Source organism: Streptomyces sp. SS7 (assembly GCF_037993025.1).
Taxonomy (GTDB): Bacteria; Actinomycetota; Actinomycetes; order Streptomycetales; family Streptomycetaceae; genus Streptomyces.
Genome location: NZ_CP141223.1, coordinates 4,414,050 through 4,430,934, shown reverse-complemented (window position 1 = coordinate 4,430,934; position 16,885 = coordinate 4,414,050). Strand labels below are relative to the sequence as shown.

Here is a 16,885-nt window from a genome sequence, read left to right as displayed (position 1 = left end):
CACTTGGCAAGCTACCCACCTACACCTGAACACCCTGCGCGCCTGTCCGGTCACATGGTGTGTCCCGGCTGGGCGACACGGCCAGCGGAAGGGCGCAGCGACGTGACCGATATGCCCGGCGCACTCCACCAGTTGGTGGGAACGGTGACCGACAGGTACACCGTCGTAGCCGAACATCCCCGGCCCGGCGACATCCGGCCGTCGGTCTGGGAGGTCGGCGGACCCAACGGTGAGCGGTGGTTCGCCAAGCAACACGCCGGCCCCAAGCTGCACCGGCGCGAAGTCGACGCCTATCAGAGGTGGACGATCTCCCTCGGGGCCGACCGCGCACCTGAGCTGGTCGCTTCCGACACGGAGACGCGCGCCGTCCTGGTCACCAGGGTGCCCGGGCGCAGTCTGGACACGCTCCGCCTTCCGGCCGAGCAGGAGCGCAAGGTCTACGAGCAGGCCGGCGAACTCCTTGCCCGGCACCACGCCGCGGCGACGGACGGGCCGATGACCGCGGACATGAGCGAGGAGGTGTGGGGCGAGACGGTCACCAAGCTGCTCGACGGTGCCGCGCGGCACGTGCCGGAGCATGAGATCGCGTTGGCGCGCGCCCTTCTCCGGGAGGTTCCGCCGCGTCTGCCGCAGGTCGCGGCGCATGGTGACTACATGCCCAAGAACTGGTTGTGGGACGAGAGCGAGCAGTGGCTACGGGTCATCGACTTCGAGAGGGCTGAACTCCAGGCCGCCGCCCGGCGGGACTTCAGTCGGCTGCGCTACAGGATTCTGCTCCACCGTCCTGACCTCAATGCCGCCATTCACCACGGGTACGGCCGTCAGCTCACCGAGGAGGAACTGGCGGCGTGCTGGGCGTACGGGGCTCTGGACGCGCTCGACTCGCTGTCCTGGGGGATCAGGCACCACGACATCGGTCTCGTCGACGAGGCCCACACCATGCTGGAGAACCTGCGCCTGGAGAACCGCACTCGCGTGTGGGGCGGGTGGAGTTCGTGAACGCCTTCGCTGGCACCTCCTCGTACTGCCGCTTTCGCCCCGGCATCCCGAAGGATTTCGCCCCCGCCCTTCGTCACACCGGCCTCGACCACCACCGGCCCGTACGAGCCCTCGAACTCGCAATGAGCCTGTCGTCGAAGTGTTGGACATTCGGGAAGCGGGTGGCGACGGAGCGGACGGTGCGTTTCGCGAGCACGCGCGGCATGACGCTGGTTCAATCAGTGGCGGTCCGCTTCTCGGTGGCCGCCACATCAATTACAGCGGGGTGAGCAGTGCCGGAACCAGCGCGTTCCAAGGTGAGATTCCAGCTCGGGTTTCCAGGGGTCCTCAGCGTAGGTACCGACGACATCGCCGGTCTGTTCCGACGTCGTCGGGCATCGAACGGCCCCTACATCCTGGTCGGCCGCGACCGTGTCGGCCTAGCCCTTGACACAGCGTACGCCCAGGACGAAGGACACCATCCGATCCTGTGGCCCGCACATGCGCAACCTCAGCAGCTCTGGGCTTTCCAGCAGACCCGGCACCCAGGCGAGTTGCTGATCGTGTCGATCGCCAACAAGCTCGTGCTCGACGCCGGGAGAGGACGCGAACTGCGTCGGCACCCGTGGATGTCGGCGCGGACGGAGGAAGCGAACCAGCGTTGGCGCCTACACCCGACCGAGGACGGGGCGGCGTATGTTGTGGAGTCGGTTCTCACCGGCCATGTGCTGGACATACCCGATGAGGCCGGGCCTGAGACGCGTACCTCGCCGGTCTTGTGGAACCGTCACGACGGGATGAACCAGCAGTTCCTCATCGTCTCCCCGACCGGCGGACCCGAGTAGGGCATCATGGCGGGGCGTCGAACCTGAGCGGAGTGCCTCGTCGACCTCCCTGACGTTTCCTCACAGTCCGTTGTGCTGGCTGTGATTGCCACTCCCGCACCCGGAGCGCCCGTGGCACAGGGGCAGCGGACCAGTCCCCATCACGCGATGCCCCTGGCTTGGGAGAGCCGGCGAAGAACCCCGGAGGGCCCCGTAGCGGGCAGCGCCCACTCGACAATCCGGTTGCTGGAGCAGGAGCCGCCTGCTGCACTGAACCGCATGGTGACGATCAGCGCCGAGCAGAGGACCGCGTTCCGTCAGCAGGGGTTCGTCGTGATTCCCGGGGTTCTCAGCGCCGAGCAGATCGCCGACGGGCGCGAGCTGGTCGCCGCGCTGCTGGAGCAGCAGCCTCACGCCGACGATCACGTCGGACCGTACTTCCTGTGGCCACGCTTCGCCGCGGAGGGCCATCCACTGCTTGACTTCTACCGGGAGACGGGCGTGGGGGACCTCGCCGGCCAGCTGCTGCGTTCCGATCTGGATGTGCAGGACCCCGGTTTCGCGCAGGTGGCCACCACGATTCCGCCCTGGCCGCATCGGCCGGGTGGCCCACACGTCGACGGCCTGACGCCGACCGAACCGGACGGACGTCCCGGATCCTTCTCGTTGCTGGCCGGCGTGTGGCTCACCGGCCACGACCATCGGCACCGGGGAAACCTGTGGGTGTGGCCGGGCACCCATCTGCGGTTCGGCCAGTATCTCGCCGAACGTGGCGCTGACGCCTTGGCGCGCGTCGAGGAGATGAATCCGGGCCCTTATCCCAGGATCGATCTTGGCGAGCCGACGCAGGCGCTCGGTCCCGCCGGCAGCGTTCTGTTCGCCCACTACCTACTTGCTCACAACATCGGCGGTCACGACGGCGTGGCCGGCGAGGGGCGACGCGAGACCGTGTACTATCGGCTCCACGCCAGCGGTCACCGGGAGCGATGGCGGGAGGCCGTCACCAATCCGCTCGCCGAATTCCGTTCGTCAGAAGCGGTGCTGCCGTCAGGCTGAAGGGCGGGCGTCTCAGCGCATCAGGCTGAACACAACGGCGGCTGCCAGCCCGCCGAGCATGGCGCCGACGGCGGTCTGGGCGGGGGTGTGATCGCGGAGGGCGACACGGGACCAGCCGATGGCCGCGATTCCGAGTACCAGCGGAGCCATGCTCATGCCGTAGGCCAGCAACAAGATCACGACCACCCCGCTGGCGACGGCGGTGTGCACCGACACCTTCCACCAGACGGTCACGATCATGGTCACGACGAGGCCGACGAGCATGGCGACGACCAGGGCGAACACCTCGCGAGGTGCCTTGAAGGCAACGAGCAGCGAGATGCCGACGAGCACCGACGTCATCGTGGCGAGGAGGGGGACGGCGCGCTGCTCACGGACTCGTACGTGCTTGTCGGTCCAGCTGCCGCGCCTCACGCCGAGCATGATGACGGCGAACGGGATGCCGCCGCAGAACAGGGCCGCCAGCACGCCCCACCCGAGCCCCGTGACGCTGCTTGTGCTGTGCCAGCCGATGATCAGAAGTATCGCGATGACGAGGTTGGCCGGCGCGAGGGTGTCGGTGATGAGGCGGGCCGTGCGGGACAGGGTCACTGCGTCGTCTCCAGGGTTCGGGCGTCGTCGAGCTTGGCGGCGAAGTTGCGGGTGAGGTCGGAGGCATAGGCTCTGGCGAGTTGTTTGAGTGCGTGAATTTCGCTGGGCAGGTCCCGTCCGCCGCTGGCTGGCGGAAGGGGCTCGCCGGACGAGGGCTCGTTGCGCTGCCGGGAGTTCTGGGCTCCGATGATCCAGCAAGCTTCCGCTGCGATGTCGGCTTGGGCACCTATGAGGCCGGAGGCCTGGACGTGGGCGCGGGCCTGGTCACGCAGGGTGCTGGGGGCGTGATCGCTGAGGGTCAGGACGGCGTCTCGGATCTCTATGGTGCGGCGGTACAACCGGTCGTGGACGCGGCGAATGTGGAGAGTTTCAGAGGTCCTGCTTCGAGGCGGGTCGAGGCGGACGGAGGGTACAGCCTCGGTGAGGCAATACCACAGCGGATAGAGCTGCAACAGGTCGCGGTATCCGCGGCCCCATCTGCGGATCCGACCCGCGGCGGGCAGGGTGCTGCCACTCACGATGAAGATCAATGCGGTGGAAAGCAGAGAATCGGTGATCGCCGCGTTCGTGGCGGCCGGAATGAGGCTGTGCCCGAGGAATTGGAGGATCAGCGAGGCTGCGCGGTGCGTGGCGTAGACGATGCCGATGGTGGTGCCCATGCCTATGAGGCGCAGGCCGCGGCCGACGAGGCCGGCGTCGGGCTGCCGGCACCAGCGCCAGCACAGACGCGAGGCACTGACCAAGGCCGCCCCGAGGTAGGCCGTCCACACCACCCCGTAAGCGGCGATGTTCCAGTCGCTGGCGTATTCGGTGAGCGGGTCAACGGCTTCGTGCGGGTGCGGGCTGGCGAAGAACAGCGCCATGATGGTGGCTGACGCAGCGACCGGAACCAGGAGATGGACGCGGGAGGACTTGAACCCGAACGCCCTCTCCTGGGCCATGTCGTGTACGAAAGTCAGTACCGCGTGCGCTGCGACGATGCCGCAGAGGTGCTTTCCCAGGGAACTCAGGTTATTGACCTGGAGAGCGGCGTCCATGGGTATGGCGATGAAAGGCAGTCTGAGCGTCATGGCGACCGCCAATGCGAAAAAGGCAGTCCAGAGTGCTCGCTTGCTGGAATCGCGCCATGCGGCCGGGGTGCGCCACGCGGTGACGAGCCACAGCAGGACCGCAGGAAGTGTGTCGATCATTCCCGGTTCTCTTACGTGTCGCTGAGGGCGTCGCCCAGGCGCCGCAGGACACTGCCACGCGGCGTCTTGCTGGTGCGCGAGGTGGCGGCTTTGCCAGCGATCAGCCCCGCGAGACGTTCGGCGTCCCGTTCGTCCTCGGTGCCGTAGCTGGCCCTGGTGAGGAGGCTGACCACAGTGGCGGGGTCGATGTCCGGGAACAGGCCACCGCCGTCCGTCTGGACGCCGTCGAGGATCGACCGGTGGCCCAGGAGCATGTGACCGATCTCGTGCAGGATGATGTGGTCCTGGTGCAGCGGGCTTGTCGCCGCCTCGTGGAAGATGTGGTCGGCCTTCTCGGTGGCGATCCATACCCCGCAAGGGGCGTCGGTGCCGGAGACGCCGGGGACACTGTGCAGATGGAGCGGACGACCGCGCTGTGCCGCGATGCGGTCGCAGAGGACCCGGACGTCGAAAGGGTCCGGGACGTCGATTGACGCGAGCACATCCCCGATGTCCGGGCGGTCGTGTCCGTCGCCCGGCTGCTGTCTTCGAGTACGCAACGGCAACTCAGCTCCGCAGGTGGCGCTGTACCTGTCTGCGACAGGCAGCACCGGAATCCAACATTCCGGCACAGGAACGATATGGCAACGTTCACGCGAATATGCCAAAGCGTGCTCAATGCGCGCTCACCGCCATGGCGGGCGAAAAGTGAGCCTGATGACGTATTACTTGATCAAGGCTGAATTGCACGGCCGTGAGCGCTGTTGTCTCCGCGAACTGGGCCAATGGACCGCGTGGGTGACTTGCGTCACGCTTTGCGTCAGACGGCACCCCGGCGTCCTGACGTCACCCCGCGTTCACTGGTCGGACGCCTCGCTGTCGGCCAGCCCCTCCAGTTGGCGGGCCCGCTCGATGAATCCCTTGATCGTCTTGAGGGTCTCCACTGACAGGCCGGAGGCCCTGGTGGCGACCTCGACCACGTCGTTGTCCCGAATGGTCTCGATCAGCTCCAGCTGGGCGGCGATCCGCTCGGAGGACTCGTCGTTGAAGAAGTAGGCGGGGGCGACACCGAAGAAGCCGGCCAGGGCCTCCAGGTGCTTCATGGTCGGGTTGTCCTTCTTGCCCTTCCGAAGGGTCCAGATGTAACTCGCCGAGATGGTGGGCCCACCCGACTCCTGGATGGCCTGCGCCACCTCTTCATAGGTGTATTCGCCGCGGTTCTTCGGGTGGACCGTCTTGAAGAGGTGGTCGAGCTTCTGCGCGAGGGTGCGCGGCTCGGCGGGCGCTCCGTCGCTCATTTCGGGGTCCTTCGGTAGCTCGCTTGGTTTCTTGTTGTATCGACTGCTGTGGACGATACACGCCTCGCTGCGACCGATCCATTCTCCTCAGTTGACGTGATCCATATTTGCTGGTCTAGTGTCGTCGCGTCGCCATCGACTGGCGCGAATGAGGAGGCTGTGGCCTCCGAGGAGCAGACCGCAGCGAAGGGGGAAGCGGGTGCGAACGCCGCCGCTCAGAGGGCCGTGAGGCCGCAGTGCGAGCCGCACATGAAACCGGCGCCCGGGAGCTACCAACTCCCAAGCGCCGGGCCGGCGCCCCGAAGGGCGCCGATTCACATCTCGCGGGCAGCGGGGCTTTTGCACGAGAACCGCCGCACCGCACTCCTACGAACAACGGAGTATCACATGCTCGCCATGCCGAGCGAAACCCAGGCATGCCCGGACACGGCCCGCCAGCACCGCCTCGCGGCCCAGCTCGCCGACATGATCCCTGGGGCGGCCACCATCCGCGTCAGCCTCACCGACCCCGCGCAGACATGGCCCCACCCGCACACCGTCGCCAAGGACGCGGGTGGGGCAACGGTCGAGCTGAGCCGGACGACCGCCAGGGTCGCGGCACGCTGGATCATGCGGGTCTGGCCGGACGTGAACTGGACCCGCCCTCACACCCTCGACCTCACCACCGCGACCCTCACCCGCAGCGACCTCGTCGGTCGGGGCCGCTGACATGGCGCGGATCCGGACCATCAAGCCGGAGGCGTTCTTCTCCGAGTCGCTCGCCGAGGTGAGCGTCGAGGCGGAGCGGACGTTCTTCGGCCTCCTCACCCAGGCGGACGACCACGGCCGCCATCGGGACAACGCCGCGATCATCGCGGGGCTGCTCTGGCCCCTGCGGGCCGAGCACACGTCCGTCCACGTCGAGGACGACCTCCAGCAGCTCGCCAACGCCGGCCTGCTCTGCCGGTACACCGGCTGCGACGGCCGCCGCTACCTCCATGTCGTGACCTGGTCCGAGCACCAGAAGATCGACAAGGCCAGCCAGTCCCGACTGCCCTCCTGCCCGCAGCACCAAGCGGCGGGCCGGTGCGGTCCTTGCAAGGGGACCTGCACCCGGCACCCCGAAGCGTCGCCCACCCCTACCCGAGGACTCGCCGAGACTTCGCCGAACGCTCCCCGAGCCCTCGATCTGCCCTCGCAGCCTGCTCCGACGCCTCCCGTCCCCCGGAGCGGGGCTCCGGCCGCCCGGCAGGACCCCTTGGCCGGCCTCGCCGGCACCCCTGATCGCAGTGACAAGAAAGCCGCAGGTCGGGAGGCATTCGCCGAGGGCTCCCCAAAGCCTCCCCGAAGCCTCGGAGAGGGCTCGGCGCCTGGATCTAGGATCTTGGATCCTGGATCTTCATTCCCTACGGGGCGCACAGCGCCCGCCACCACCGTCTCGGTCAACGACCTGATCGGCGAGTACGTCGCCGCGTGCGACGAGCGTCCGCCCAGCGACGTGATCGGACACCTCGGCCGCATCGCCAAGAAACTCCTCGGCGAGGGGATCGCCCCGGAGCACGTCCGCGCCGGACTGAAGCGCTTCGCGGAGATCCAGGGCCACCCCAGCCGCCTGCCGAGCCTGGTCAACGACGCCATGAACGCACGAGCGGCCGGTTTGGCGCGGCCGGGAAACCGGCCTAACGTGCCCGCTCACCAGGCGTGGACCAACCCGGTCGACGCTGCCGCCGCCTACGCCGAGGAGCTGTGATGCGCACCCGTACCCGCGACCCGCAGACTCTCGGCGGCGCAGGCACCCTGGACCGGATGGCCCGGATCCTGGCCGCCCGCAACATCGACCCGGCAGCCGTCGCCGCCCTGGTCGACGAGCCCGAGTCCTTCTCCCCGCTGGACGCTCTGCTGGCCGCGATGCCCCCGCGCTACCAGGGCGCGGTCGCCGACCATCCGCAGGTCCTGGACTGGGTCCGGGACGTCGCCCAGCAGGCCGTCGCGCCCAGCATGGGAGCCCGGCGGCAGGTCGCCACCGGCCCGAGTCTGCTGATGGCCGGGGTGGTCGGCGCGGGCAAGACCCACCAGGCGTACGGGGCGGTCCGACAGCTGGTGCGGACCGGGGTGGGCGTGCGGTGGCGCGCGACGACGGCCGCCGACCTGTACGCCGACCTGCGCCCTCGCCCCGGGGTGGACAGCGAGCGGGAGCTTGCGGACGTCAGCCGGTGCCCGCTGCTGATCATCGACGACCTCGGCGCGGCCAAGGCGTCCGAGTGGGTCGAGGAAGTGACGTACCGGCTGATCAACCGCCGGTACAACCACATGCTCCCGACGCTGATCACCACCAACCTGGCGATCAAGGACCTCCGGGCCTACCTCGGCGACCGCGTCACCTCCCGACTCGCGCAGATGACCACCCGGGTCGAGTTCGAGCCGGTCGACCGCAGACGCCACCGTCCCGCCGCCTGACCCACCGCCGGCCGTACCGCCGGGCCGCGCCTCCAGCGCGCCGCCCCATGCACCTCCCGACCCAGCGCACCCCTCCGCCGACGCCCCTGCGCGCGGAGAGCGATCGGAGCAACCCGCATGACCACCACGACGATCAGCCCTGCCCGCCACCGGTCGCTCGGTGACCACACCTGGCAGGACCAGGCCGTCTGCCAGAGCACCGAGTACAACCCGGTGGACCCCGACATGTTCTTCCCCGAGCCCGACGAGACCGCCAAGATCGCAGCGGCGAAGTCGCTGTGCGGCCAGTGCCCGGTCCGCCGCACCTGCCTGGACGCCGCCCTGGAAGGCGGCGATACCCACGGCATACGGGGCGGGATGACCGAGGAGGAGCGCGAGCCGCTGCACGAGAACATCGCCAGCCGCCTCGACTACAGCCGGGTCAACGCCACTGTCGCCGGGCGCGACGTCCACCTCACCAAGGCCGAGCGCCGCGCGGTCGTGCGTGCCGCCTACCGCCACGGCCTCACCGAACAGCGCCTGGCCTGGCTCCTGAAGATCAGCGAGGAGCACGCCCAGAAGCTGTACCGCGAAACCCGCCGAGCCCTGCGCAATCGAGACCTGGAGCAGACGACGCAGAACACCCCTCCCCCTGAGACCGACGGCAAGCAGCTGGGCCGCGACGACTTCGGGACGGCGGCGTGAGCATCGCGAGCGCGCCGAGCACGGCGCATGTCACCGGGTGGGACCGCGCGGTCGTGATCGCCCTGGGTGGTGCGGGATGCGCCCTGTCGTACGACGCCCTGCAGCAGATGGCCGTCGCCATCCACGTCCGGGGGCTGCTGACCTATCTCTTCCCCTTGGTGATCGACGGGTTCATCGCGTACGGCATCCGCGCTCTGCTGGTCCTGCGCGACGCACCGCTGCGCGCCCGGCTCTACGTCTGGACCCTCTTCGGCACGGCCACCGCCGCCAGCATCTGGGCCAACGCGCTGCACGCGGTCAGGCTCAACGAAGAGAACACCTCGGCCACCGGGCTGCGGCTCGGAGACACGGTGGTCGCGGTGCTGTCCACCATCGCCCCGCTGGCCCTGGCCGGAGCGGTGCACCTGTACATCCTCATCGCCCGGGGGCCGGTCAAGGCCAGCGACCGAAGTGACCGTGATGGCCTCGGTCAGCTCGGTCACCCCGGTCAGCCCGAGTGTCTCCCGGTCACTCGGACTGACCGGGTCGGCCGTCGGCAGCCGCCGCCCGGTCAGGTCAGCGCCGGACAGCCGGCCACCGCCCTGACCGACCGGCCCCGCCCGTCCCTGGACAAGCAGACCCCGGTTACCTGGGCACTGACCGGGGACAGCGCCCCGGCGGACAGCGGCAGCCCGGACAGCAGCCATCGCGACAGGGAGCCCAAGGCTGCTGACCTGGGCGGACAGCCGGACACCACCCCGGCGGTCAGTGACCGACAGACCGTCACCGAGCCGGTCAACGGCCACCCGGGCAACCTCCCGTCGGCGACTGACCGGCCGGTCACTCCGCCACCGGTCACTGACGGCACTCCCCGGGCAACCGGTGGCCGGCGACCTGACCCGGACACCGAGGAGCTGTTGGAGATCGCCCGGTCGGCGGTCAGGGCCGAGGACAAACTGACCCGCAAGGTGGTCGCCCAGGCGATCCGCGGTCAGCAGATCCCGCTCTCCAGCGACACGCTGACCGCCCTGATGGTCCAGCTCCGCCAGCAGCACGGACAGTCGGTCACCACCCCCCGGAACTGACCGCCACCCCATGGGGCGGGTGACCGAGCCGGACATCTCGGCCGGTCACCCGCCCCGGACAGCCCGCCCCACGACGTCCTCCCGTGAACCGGAGAGCACTGCCATGCGCACGAAACCCGCGACACCCGCCGAGGTGGACACCTGGCTGGCCGTCCTGCACCAGCGCGGCCACCTCCACCGCGCCGAATCCGGTCCCGACAACACCTGGACCGTGCAACGGTGCCGACACAGCCACCCCTGGACTCTCCACCACCCAGTCCTGGCCATGGACTGGATCGAGGACATCGTCCGCGACATCCGTCAGCAGGACGCGGAGACGGGCCGGTGACCGCCAACGACCCGGCGGCCACCACGTCCGGACCGCAGCGTGACCCCAACTCGGCTCCAGGCGGAGCAAGTTGTCGCATACGACGGTCCTACGGCCCGTCGCACGCACTTGCCCCCGCCCAGGGGAGCGGGGGAAGCCCGGCTGGTCCCCGAGCGAGGGCGCACGGTGACCAGCCGGACTCCCGGCACCAGGGGGCGCCCGTCGGGGGAGGAGAAGCAGACGACCGCGCCCCGCGCGAGCAGCAGAGCCCGAGCCAACCCGCGTTCCCCGACCGCAAGCCGCGCCGCCGCACCCGCAACCCGAGTCAGCGCACCCACAAGACGACCACCCGCCTGTCCGACACCGAGAAGACCGAGATCACCGCCGCCGCCAAACAGCGCGCCGTCACCGTCGCCCGTTTCCTCGCCTCCGCCGGCCTCGCCGTCGCCCGCGGATCGACCACCGCGCACACCAACGAACAGCTCGACGCCGCCATCGACGAGCTGGCCGCCCTGCGCACCGCCATCTCCCGTGTCGGCAACAACATCAACCAGATCGCCTTCGTCTACAACGCCGGAGGACAGCCCCGCCCCGGCGAACTCGACCGAGCCCTGACGACCGTGAACCGCGTCCTGACCCGCGTGGACGACGCGGCCGACACCCTGGTGAAGAAGCGCCTCTGATGGTCCCCAAGATCCGACGCGGCTCGCGCACCCACGGCCTGCTCGTCTACCTGTACGGCCCCGGCAAGCGCGACGAGCACACCGACCCCCACCTCATCGGCAGTTGGGACGGCTTCGCCCCCGACCCCGGTCGCGACACCAGCCCCGACCCCGACCCCAAGGTCACCCTCGCCCGGCTCGCCGCCGCCTTGGACCTGCGGGTCAAGCAGGCCGGCGACAAGGCGCCGACCCAGCACGTCTGGCACTGCTCGGTCCGCACCGACCCCGGCGACCGGACCCTGACCGACGACGAGTGGAACACCGTCGCCCGCCGCCTGGTCCACGCCGTCAACCTCTCCCCCGAAGGCGATCCCGACGGCTGCCGCTGGGTCGCGGTACGCCACGCCGACGACCACATCCACATCCTCGCCACCATGGTCCGAGGCGACCTGCGCCGCCCGAGGATGAACTACGACTTCAAGAAGGCCCAGGCCGAATGCCGTCGCATCGAACAGGAGATGGGCCTGCGCCGGCTCAAGCCCGGCGACGGCACCGGAGCCAAGACGCCCACCAGCGCCGAGCGCTTCAAAGCCGAGCGGACCGGCCGACCCGAGACACCGCGCGAGACGCTGCGCGAAGCCGTCCGCCAGGCCGTCGCCGGAGCCGCCAGCGAAGACGAGTTCTTCACCCGCCTTCGCGAGGCGGGCCTGCGAGTCAAGCTCCGGCACGCCCCCTCCGGCGACATCCTCGGCTACACGGTCGCGCTGCCCGGCGACCGCAACCGTGACCGCGAGCCGGTCTGGTTCGCGGGCTCGACCCTGGCCCCCGACCTCTCCTATCCCAGGATCCAGCGCCGCCTCGCCGACGGAACCCCCGACGGGGCCCCGCTGCCGGAAGCAGACAGCGTCCGCTTGGACTGGTCGCCTCCCGCACGGGGGCGACGCACCGCGACCGGGATCGCCGAGCGCGCCGCAGTCCTCCTGGACAGCGACGACGACGAAGCCGCAGCCCAACTCGTCGGAGTCGGCGAACTCCTGGACGCCGTCGCCCAGACCTCCCCGGCCGCCACCCGCGCCGAACTCGGCGCCGCCGCCCGCTCCTTCGAACGCGCCACCCGCAGCCACGTCCGAGCCGAACGCGCCGACACCCGGGCGATCCGCTCGGCTGCCCGGGGCATCATCCAGGCCGGAGGCGCGCTCGGCCGAGGAGAAGACGGCGGCACCACCGCCATGCTCGTCTCCACCCTCGTCCTGGTGGCGCTGGCCGCAGCACGCTGGCACTCCGCACGCGGTCACGCCCAGCAGGCCGAAGCCTCCCGACAGGCCGCCGAGCACCTTCGCGCCGCCTACCGCCAGGCCGCCGCCGAACCCATGCAGGCCCTGCGCGACCAGGGACGAGCCTTGCCCGAAGCCCAGCGCCGCACCTACGAGACCACCATCCGCGCCGCCCTGCCCGAGAACCGCACCCGACCCGGCACGAGCACGAAGAACGACGCCCTGGCCGCCACCCTGGCCCAGGCCGAGCAGGCAGGCCACGACCCGAAGGCCCTCCTGCAGGAGGCCATCGCCATGCGCGAACTCGACACGGCCGACAACGTGAACGACGTCCTGGTCTGGCGACTGCGCCGCCTCGCCCAGCTCCCCGCCCACCCGGGCGAAGCCACTCGACGCCCGCAGGCCGGCACCGATCGCGCCACGCCTCCCGCCAACCCGGCCAGCGTCCGGACCGCCCCCCCGGCCTCGCCGAGGCCCGCCGCACCGGACCCGCACAGCCGCCCGCCGCGCCGCTGACCAGCAGTCCGGCAAGCCCGCCATCGGCCTGCCGACTGCGCGAAACCCCTGGACAACCGATTCCACCGGCTGTTACGGATGAAGAGAAGGCCCTCAACCGGGAGATGACGCTCGTGCTCAGAACGACCGACCACCACGTAGAGCCGGCCCCCGTCCTGCCCGCCGCGCCCGCCGGAAGTGATCCGCTGCTGCAGCAGCAGTACGAGACGCAGCCGCCCAGCGGCCCCGGAGCGACGCGATGCCTCAGCCATCCGCCGGAGCTGTCCCTGCGCGGCATCCCCGTGCTGTGCTCGGCCTGCCGGGCCCGGCGCGACTGGCTGCTCATCAACCACGGCCGCAACGTCTGGGTCCGCTGCCGCTGCGGCAACCAGTGGCTCGAGCCCGAGATCAGCCGAGCCGACTTCGACGCCATGATCGCCATCCCGGACGGGACGACGTACCCCAGCGTCGGACAGGGCCTGATCGCACTCGGCTTCGACGGCGCGTTCGCCGGCACCTACCTGGAGTAGGGCAGCGCGGTTCCGCTCCCTGCACCAGCAGCGAACACCGCTTGCGTAGCATGCTGTCGGCCCCCGGACGCATCCGGTGAGGCCGACATGACGCGGTGAAAGGGCAGCAGTGCAGCGGATCGGCCTCTACTACCCGTACGTGCACTTCCGCAAGGAGCAGTGGATCAAGGCCGCCGCCCTCTACTGGCCGGGTCTGGCCCGAGTCGTACCACGCGGTTTTCGTGTCAACGACCCGGACCTGGTCAAGGCCCTGCGCGACGGGCTGGACAACTTCCTCACCGACGTGGACCCCAGGGAGGCGGCAGCCGCTGTCGCCCCAGCCTTCCTGAAGGCTGTCGAGGACCACGGCACCGAACTGAGGCAGCGCTTTCTGGCAACGGCCGACACACGACCCTTCCACACGCATCAGGGGAACCAGCCCGAGCTGTTGATGGGAGAGCGCATTATCAACGCCGAGCCGACCTCGCCTGACGACCTGCGAACGCTTCCGCGTGACGAACGCCCCCTCGCCGGTCTCTACCCGCACGAGGTAGACCCAGGGCTCGCCCACGCCCTACGCGGTGCCGGTCTCGCTGTGCCGGCCATGCGGTCGCGCATCGCCAGATCCGCAGACGTGACGTGGCTGGCCATGGACCCGGTTCTGGCCTGGATCTACAAGTGCGTGCTCACCGAGGAGCTGGCCCGCCGTACGCACTACGCACCGATCACCGACCAGGTCGCGGCCCACAGCGCCACGGACGGCTGGGACAGCGACCGGATCGCTGCTGCCATGTTGGGCGAGCTGCCCCGACCGGCAAGCTCCAACGAGACAACACGACTTGGGCTGATGGCCGTGCAGTGCGTCCTCCCGGACGGCCTGCGCTCGGTGCCAGTGGCGAAGATCATCCAACTGCGGAGCGACTACAAGGCAGAATTCAGTGCCTTCAGACAAGCAGTCGACAAGGCTGCGGCAGACCTGCGGGAGCAGGTGGGCGGCATCGAAGACCGCGCAGCCTTCGAACACCACCTCCGGATGACATTCGACGAGAGCATCGCCCAGCCTCTTGAGGACCTGCGCAAGGCCATGAGCGGCCTGAACCTCAAAACCTTCTACAGCGCGCTGAACTACAAGTTCGAAGTACCCGCCCTCGCCGCGGCGGCGAGCGGCTGGGCAGGCAACGTGCCGATCGCCGGAGGAAGTCTCGCGATTGCGGCCGCGACCCTGCGCCAGGCCACGGCGGAGGCACGCGACGCTCAGCTCGCTGGCTCTCCGGTCAGCTACCTGCTCAGGGTGGAACGGAACCTGAAGCCGACCACGCTGGTGCGGCGAGTCGCGCGAGCGCTTGGCCGAGCTGCGGGCTCCGGAATCTAGCTCGTACTTCGGAGGTCACTCTTTTACACGGTTTCCGAGCTTGATCACGGTCCTCAGGTGATCGTGCTTCGGCGGGTTCTGTAACTCGGACCGCTGCGCTGATCGGCGGCTGACCCGCTGCGATCAGTTGATCTTCGAATGGGTGGCCTGCGGAGACTGGCTAGCTAGCGCCGGACTGGGCACCGGCGTCCGCTCGACCTTCCAGCGGCATCGAGCACCGGGGCACCTGTCCATCAGTGGCAGTACCCGCAGTAAGCCCTCACTCAGCAGTCGTAGCTCTTGAGCGTCTTCGAGGCACCGGTGGCCGACTTCAGGTAGTCGTTCTCCGACTTCAGGCTCTCGTTCTCCGCCGTCGACTCCGCCAACTGCACGACCAGTCCGGCAGCCATGGACTGGAGCCCCTTGTACTTCCAGGCGAGGACCCCGAGGGCGGTGGCGGTGGCGGCCAGAACGCCGGCGCCGACCGTAACCACGGCCCCGGCTTTGCCGGACTTACCTCCGGTTGGCCCGGCACCGTCCTTGCCGATGCACACGTGGCCCGTCTGCTGCGAATGCTGCTGAGCCTCGCCGAGATGGTCGCTCTGAAACGAGCACGTTCCGCATTGGTAATGGGTCATCAGTCGTTCCTCTCCCCCAGGAGATGAGCTTGCCACAGGTCACGTGCCTCCGGCGCCCACTTGGTCATCCTCCGTCCGCCCACCGACGCTGAGGGAACGACGCGCACCTACACGGGCGGGCGTGCCCGCTGGTTGTGGGCTATGCCGTCCACGCTCCCAGGAGGGCCCATGGTGCGCCACGGAACGACCCTCTTGTTGTCGTGCACGAAGACGGGAGTGAACGGATCTGGCCGCGCTCAGCTGCGATTGCCGTGCTTGGGTAGCTCGCCCCGGAAGTCGCAGCCGGGGCACTCGTCCTCGCCCTGGATATGGCCCTCGTACCAGCCGTGGACGGCTGCGTGGAGGATCGCCTCCTCCACCGAGGCTTCGCCGCTGCGGACCGACGCGATGGCGTTGCCGACAATCAGCCGGAGCACGCCGCTGTCGGGCGAGGGGAACGGCGGGGACGGCATCGGCGAGTCGGTCGTCATGGCCGCAGCCTACGGGTGGGACCGACTGCCGGTCAGCCGGATGCGGTGCCGTCGTGAGAGGCAGTGCCGTGCGGGTCGCTGCGGCACCCCTCGGCCGACCGGCTGCCAGCCCTGTAACGTGGCGGGCCTCCAGCGTGGCTGGTCCTGCACCCCGGTGTCGTCGGGCTCCGGCAGAGTGTCCCAGCTCCTGCGGCTGCGGGCGGCCCGGACGCTGATGCCCATGTGGGCGGCGACCTCCGGATACCCCCAGAGCTGCTGGTCGTCGGCCATCGTGTCCTCCTCGTTCGTCGGTAATGCGCGTGGGTGGGCGTACGGCAAGGCCGCCCCTGCCGGTTCGGCGAGGGGCGGCCTTCTGCGGTTGCGGTCAGACTTCGGCGAGGCGGTTGGAGAGGTCCAAGGCGACGGTGGCGACCGCGAGGGCGGCGCACAGGCCGGTCACCTCGTGGATGGTGGGGCGGACCAGGCGCGGCCAGTCGTCGGGGGCGGCGGGCCAGGAGGCGAGGAGGACCTCGGTGGTGGCCAGGCCGAGGTGGGCGGTGACGTCCCAGCCCGCCCGGGAGGCGGGCTCCCAGAGCAGGCGGAGCCGGCCGAGCGGGAGTTCAGGGGTGCCCGCCGGGAGCCAGGAGACGTCGAACGGTCCCTCCGGGAGGGCGGAGACGCGCTGGACCACTGCGCCGCGCACTCCCGGCGGCATGGGCCGCACGGCGAGGGTGTGCAGCGGGTAGGCGGTGGAAGGGTGGGGGCGCGGTGAGATCGGGGCCTCCTGGACAGGTCCGTACGGCGGGTCAGGCCCAGGCGAGGGCGTTGCGGACCGATGCCGGGAGGTAGCCCTCTTGGCCGTCCTCGGCGATGAACGCCATGCCGTCGCCCACGACGACGTCGGTGCCGAGGTAGTGGGCAAAGGGCCAGTCGGGGTTAACGGCCAGGCGGATCGGCAGGTCGGGGTCGAGGTTCTGAAGTTGGCGGAGCAGGTGGCCGACGGTCAGGTGCTGGGGCAACGGGGAGCCTCCGGGATCGAGGGTGAAGCGGTGTGGTGATAGAGCGTCAGGGGTGTTGAGGCAGAGTTGGTCGCGCAAGGC

Annotated in this window: 22 protein-coding genes; 13 read left to right on the top strand and 9 right to left on the bottom strand. The window is 69.6% G+C overall.

The genetic code is table 11. From position 1 onward, the window contains the following. Nucleotides 1-144 precede the first annotated feature (144 nt). From U5640_RS20440 to U5640_RS20430, 3 genes are all read left to right on the top strand, one after another. Nucleotides 145-999, top strand: coding sequence for an aminoglycoside phosphotransferase family protein (locus U5640_RS20440; RefSeq protein ID WP_340377211.1), 855 nt, complete (start codon nt 145-147; stop codon nt 997-999). A gap of 296 nt (nt 1,000-1,295) precedes the next feature. Continuing rightward, nucleotides 1,296-1,823 (top strand): RICIN domain-containing protein, encoded by a 528-nt coding sequence (locus U5640_RS20435; protein ID WP_340377210.1) that lies wholly within the window; start codon nt 1,296-1,298, stop codon nt 1,821-1,823. A 258-nt stretch (nt 1,824-2,081) separates the two neighbouring features. Then, the gene (locus U5640_RS20430) at nt 2,082-2,858 is read left to right on the top strand and encodes a phytanoyl-CoA dioxygenase family protein (RefSeq protein ID WP_340377209.1); all 777 of its coding nucleotides are present in this window, start codon (nt 2,082-2,084) and stop codon (nt 2,856-2,858) included. 12 nt (nt 2,859-2,870) lie between these two features. Here U5640_RS20430 and U5640_RS20425 read toward each other — a convergent pair whose 3' ends face one another. The 4 genes from U5640_RS20425 to U5640_RS20410 all read right to left on the bottom strand — a co-directional run bounded on the left by U5640_RS20425 (nt 2,871) and on the right by U5640_RS20410 (nt 5,916). Then, nucleotides 2,871-3,449 carry a hypothetical protein gene (locus U5640_RS20425; RefSeq protein ID WP_340377208.1) on the bottom strand — a complete coding sequence of 193 codons (579 nt, stop codon included), beginning with the start codon at nt 3,447-3,449 and terminating at the stop codon, nt 2,871-2,873. After that, on the bottom strand, nt 3,446-4,639 hold the full coding sequence (locus U5640_RS20420) for an MAB_1171c family putative transporter (RefSeq protein WP_340377207.1): 1,194 nt from the start codon (nt 4,637-4,639) through the stop codon (nt 3,446-3,448). Before U5640_RS20420 ends, U5640_RS20425 begins: the two co-directional genes overlap by 4 nt. An 11-nt stretch (nt 4,640-4,650) precedes the next feature. After that, nucleotides 4,651-5,178 carry a hypothetical protein gene (locus U5640_RS20415; protein ID WP_340377206.1) on the bottom strand — a complete coding sequence of 176 codons (528 nt, stop codon included), beginning with the start codon at nt 5,176-5,178 and terminating at the stop codon, nt 4,651-4,653. 297 nt (nt 5,179-5,475) lie between these two features. Then, entirely contained in the window at nt 5,476-5,916 is a 441-nt protein-coding gene (locus tag U5640_RS20410) for a helix-turn-helix domain-containing protein (protein WP_340377205.1), read from the bottom strand. A gap of 387 nt (nt 5,917-6,303) precedes the next feature. On the opposite strand from U5640_RS20410, the gene U5640_RS20405 reads away from it, so the two are divergent. The 10 genes from U5640_RS20405 to U5640_RS20360 all read left to right on the top strand — a co-directional run bounded on the left by U5640_RS20405 (nt 6,304) and on the right by U5640_RS20360 (nt 14,719). Further along, entirely contained in the window at nt 6,304-6,624 is a 321-nt protein-coding gene (locus U5640_RS20405) for a transcriptional regulator (RefSeq protein WP_340377204.1), read from the top strand. A gap of 1 nt (nt 6,625) precedes the next feature. Beyond that, the gene (locus U5640_RS20400; RefSeq protein ID WP_340377203.1) at nt 6,626-7,645 is read left to right on the top strand and encodes a hypothetical protein; all 1,020 of its coding nucleotides are present in this window, start codon (nt 6,626-6,628) and stop codon (nt 7,643-7,645) included. Next, the gene (locus tag U5640_RS20395; RefSeq protein ID WP_340377202.1) at nt 7,645-8,352 is read left to right on the top strand and encodes an ATP-binding protein; all 708 of its coding nucleotides are present in this window, start codon (nt 7,645-7,647) and stop codon (nt 8,350-8,352) included. Before U5640_RS20400 ends, U5640_RS20395 begins: the two co-directional genes overlap by 1 nt. Nucleotides 8,353-8,469: 117 nt before the next feature. After that, nucleotides 8,470-9,036 (top strand): WhiB family transcriptional regulator, encoded by a 567-nt coding sequence (locus tag U5640_RS20390; protein ID WP_046918513.1) that lies wholly within the window; start codon nt 8,470-8,472, stop codon nt 9,034-9,036. Then, entirely contained in the window at nt 9,033-10,100 is a 1,068-nt protein-coding gene (locus U5640_RS20385) for a DUF2637 domain-containing protein (RefSeq protein ID WP_340377201.1), read from the top strand. The genes U5640_RS20390 and U5640_RS20385 overlap by 4 nt, the downstream gene beginning before the upstream one ends. 103 nt (nt 10,101-10,203) lie before the next feature. Next, the gene (locus U5640_RS20380) at nt 10,204-10,428 is read left to right on the top strand and encodes a hypothetical protein (RefSeq protein WP_340377200.1); all 225 of its coding nucleotides are present in this window, start codon (nt 10,204-10,206) and stop codon (nt 10,426-10,428) included. Further along, a complete protein-coding gene (mobC, locus tag U5640_RS20375) occupies nt 10,425-11,090 on the top strand; it encodes a plasmid mobilization relaxosome protein MobC (protein WP_340377199.1) in 666 nt (221 codons plus the stop codon). The genes U5640_RS20380 and mobC overlap by 4 nt, the downstream gene beginning before the upstream one ends. Further along, nucleotides 11,090-12,859 (top strand): mobilization protein, encoded by a 1,770-nt coding sequence (locus U5640_RS20370; RefSeq protein WP_340377198.1) that lies wholly within the window; start codon nt 11,090-11,092, stop codon nt 12,857-12,859. The genes mobC and U5640_RS20370 overlap by 1 nt, the downstream gene beginning before the upstream one ends. Nucleotides 12,860-12,963: 104 nt before the next feature. Beyond that, nucleotides 12,964-13,368, top strand: coding sequence for a hypothetical protein (locus U5640_RS20365; RefSeq protein WP_340377197.1), 405 nt, complete (start codon nt 12,964-12,966; stop codon nt 13,366-13,368). 109 nt (nt 13,369-13,477) lie between these two features. Continuing rightward, nucleotides 13,478-14,719, top strand: coding sequence for a DUF6236 family protein (locus tag U5640_RS20360; RefSeq protein WP_340377196.1), 1,242 nt, complete (start codon nt 13,478-13,480; stop codon nt 14,717-14,719). Nucleotides 14,720-14,982: 263 nt separating this feature from the next. On the opposite strand, the gene U5640_RS20355 is transcribed toward U5640_RS20360, so the two are convergent. From U5640_RS20355 to U5640_RS20335, 5 genes are all read right to left on the bottom strand, one after another. Beyond that, nucleotides 14,983-15,192 carry a hypothetical protein gene (locus U5640_RS20355; RefSeq protein WP_145869552.1) on the bottom strand — a complete coding sequence of 70 codons (210 nt, stop codon included), beginning with the start codon at nt 15,190-15,192 and terminating at the stop codon, nt 14,983-14,985. A 380-nt stretch (nt 15,193-15,572) separates the two neighbouring features. Continuing rightward, nucleotides 15,573-15,806 (bottom strand): hypothetical protein, encoded by a 234-nt coding sequence (locus tag U5640_RS20350; RefSeq protein ID WP_340377195.1) that lies wholly within the window; start codon nt 15,804-15,806, stop codon nt 15,573-15,575. Between the two features lie 9 nt (nt 15,807-15,815). Continuing rightward, the gene (locus U5640_RS20345; RefSeq protein WP_340377194.1) at nt 15,816-16,076 is read right to left on the bottom strand and encodes a MarR family transcriptional regulator; all 261 of its coding nucleotides are present in this window, start codon (nt 16,074-16,076) and stop codon (nt 15,816-15,818) included. A gap of 94 nt (nt 16,077-16,170) precedes the next feature. Further along, nucleotides 16,171-16,488 carry an esterase gene (locus U5640_RS20340; protein ID WP_340377193.1) on the bottom strand — a complete coding sequence of 106 codons (318 nt, stop codon included), beginning with the start codon at nt 16,486-16,488 and terminating at the stop codon, nt 16,171-16,173. 103 nt (nt 16,489-16,591) lie between these two features. Further along, nucleotides 16,592-16,804, bottom strand: coding sequence for a hypothetical protein (locus U5640_RS20335; protein ID WP_261690743.1), 213 nt, complete (start codon nt 16,802-16,804; stop codon nt 16,592-16,594). Nucleotides 16,805-16,885 lie beyond the last annotated feature (81 nt).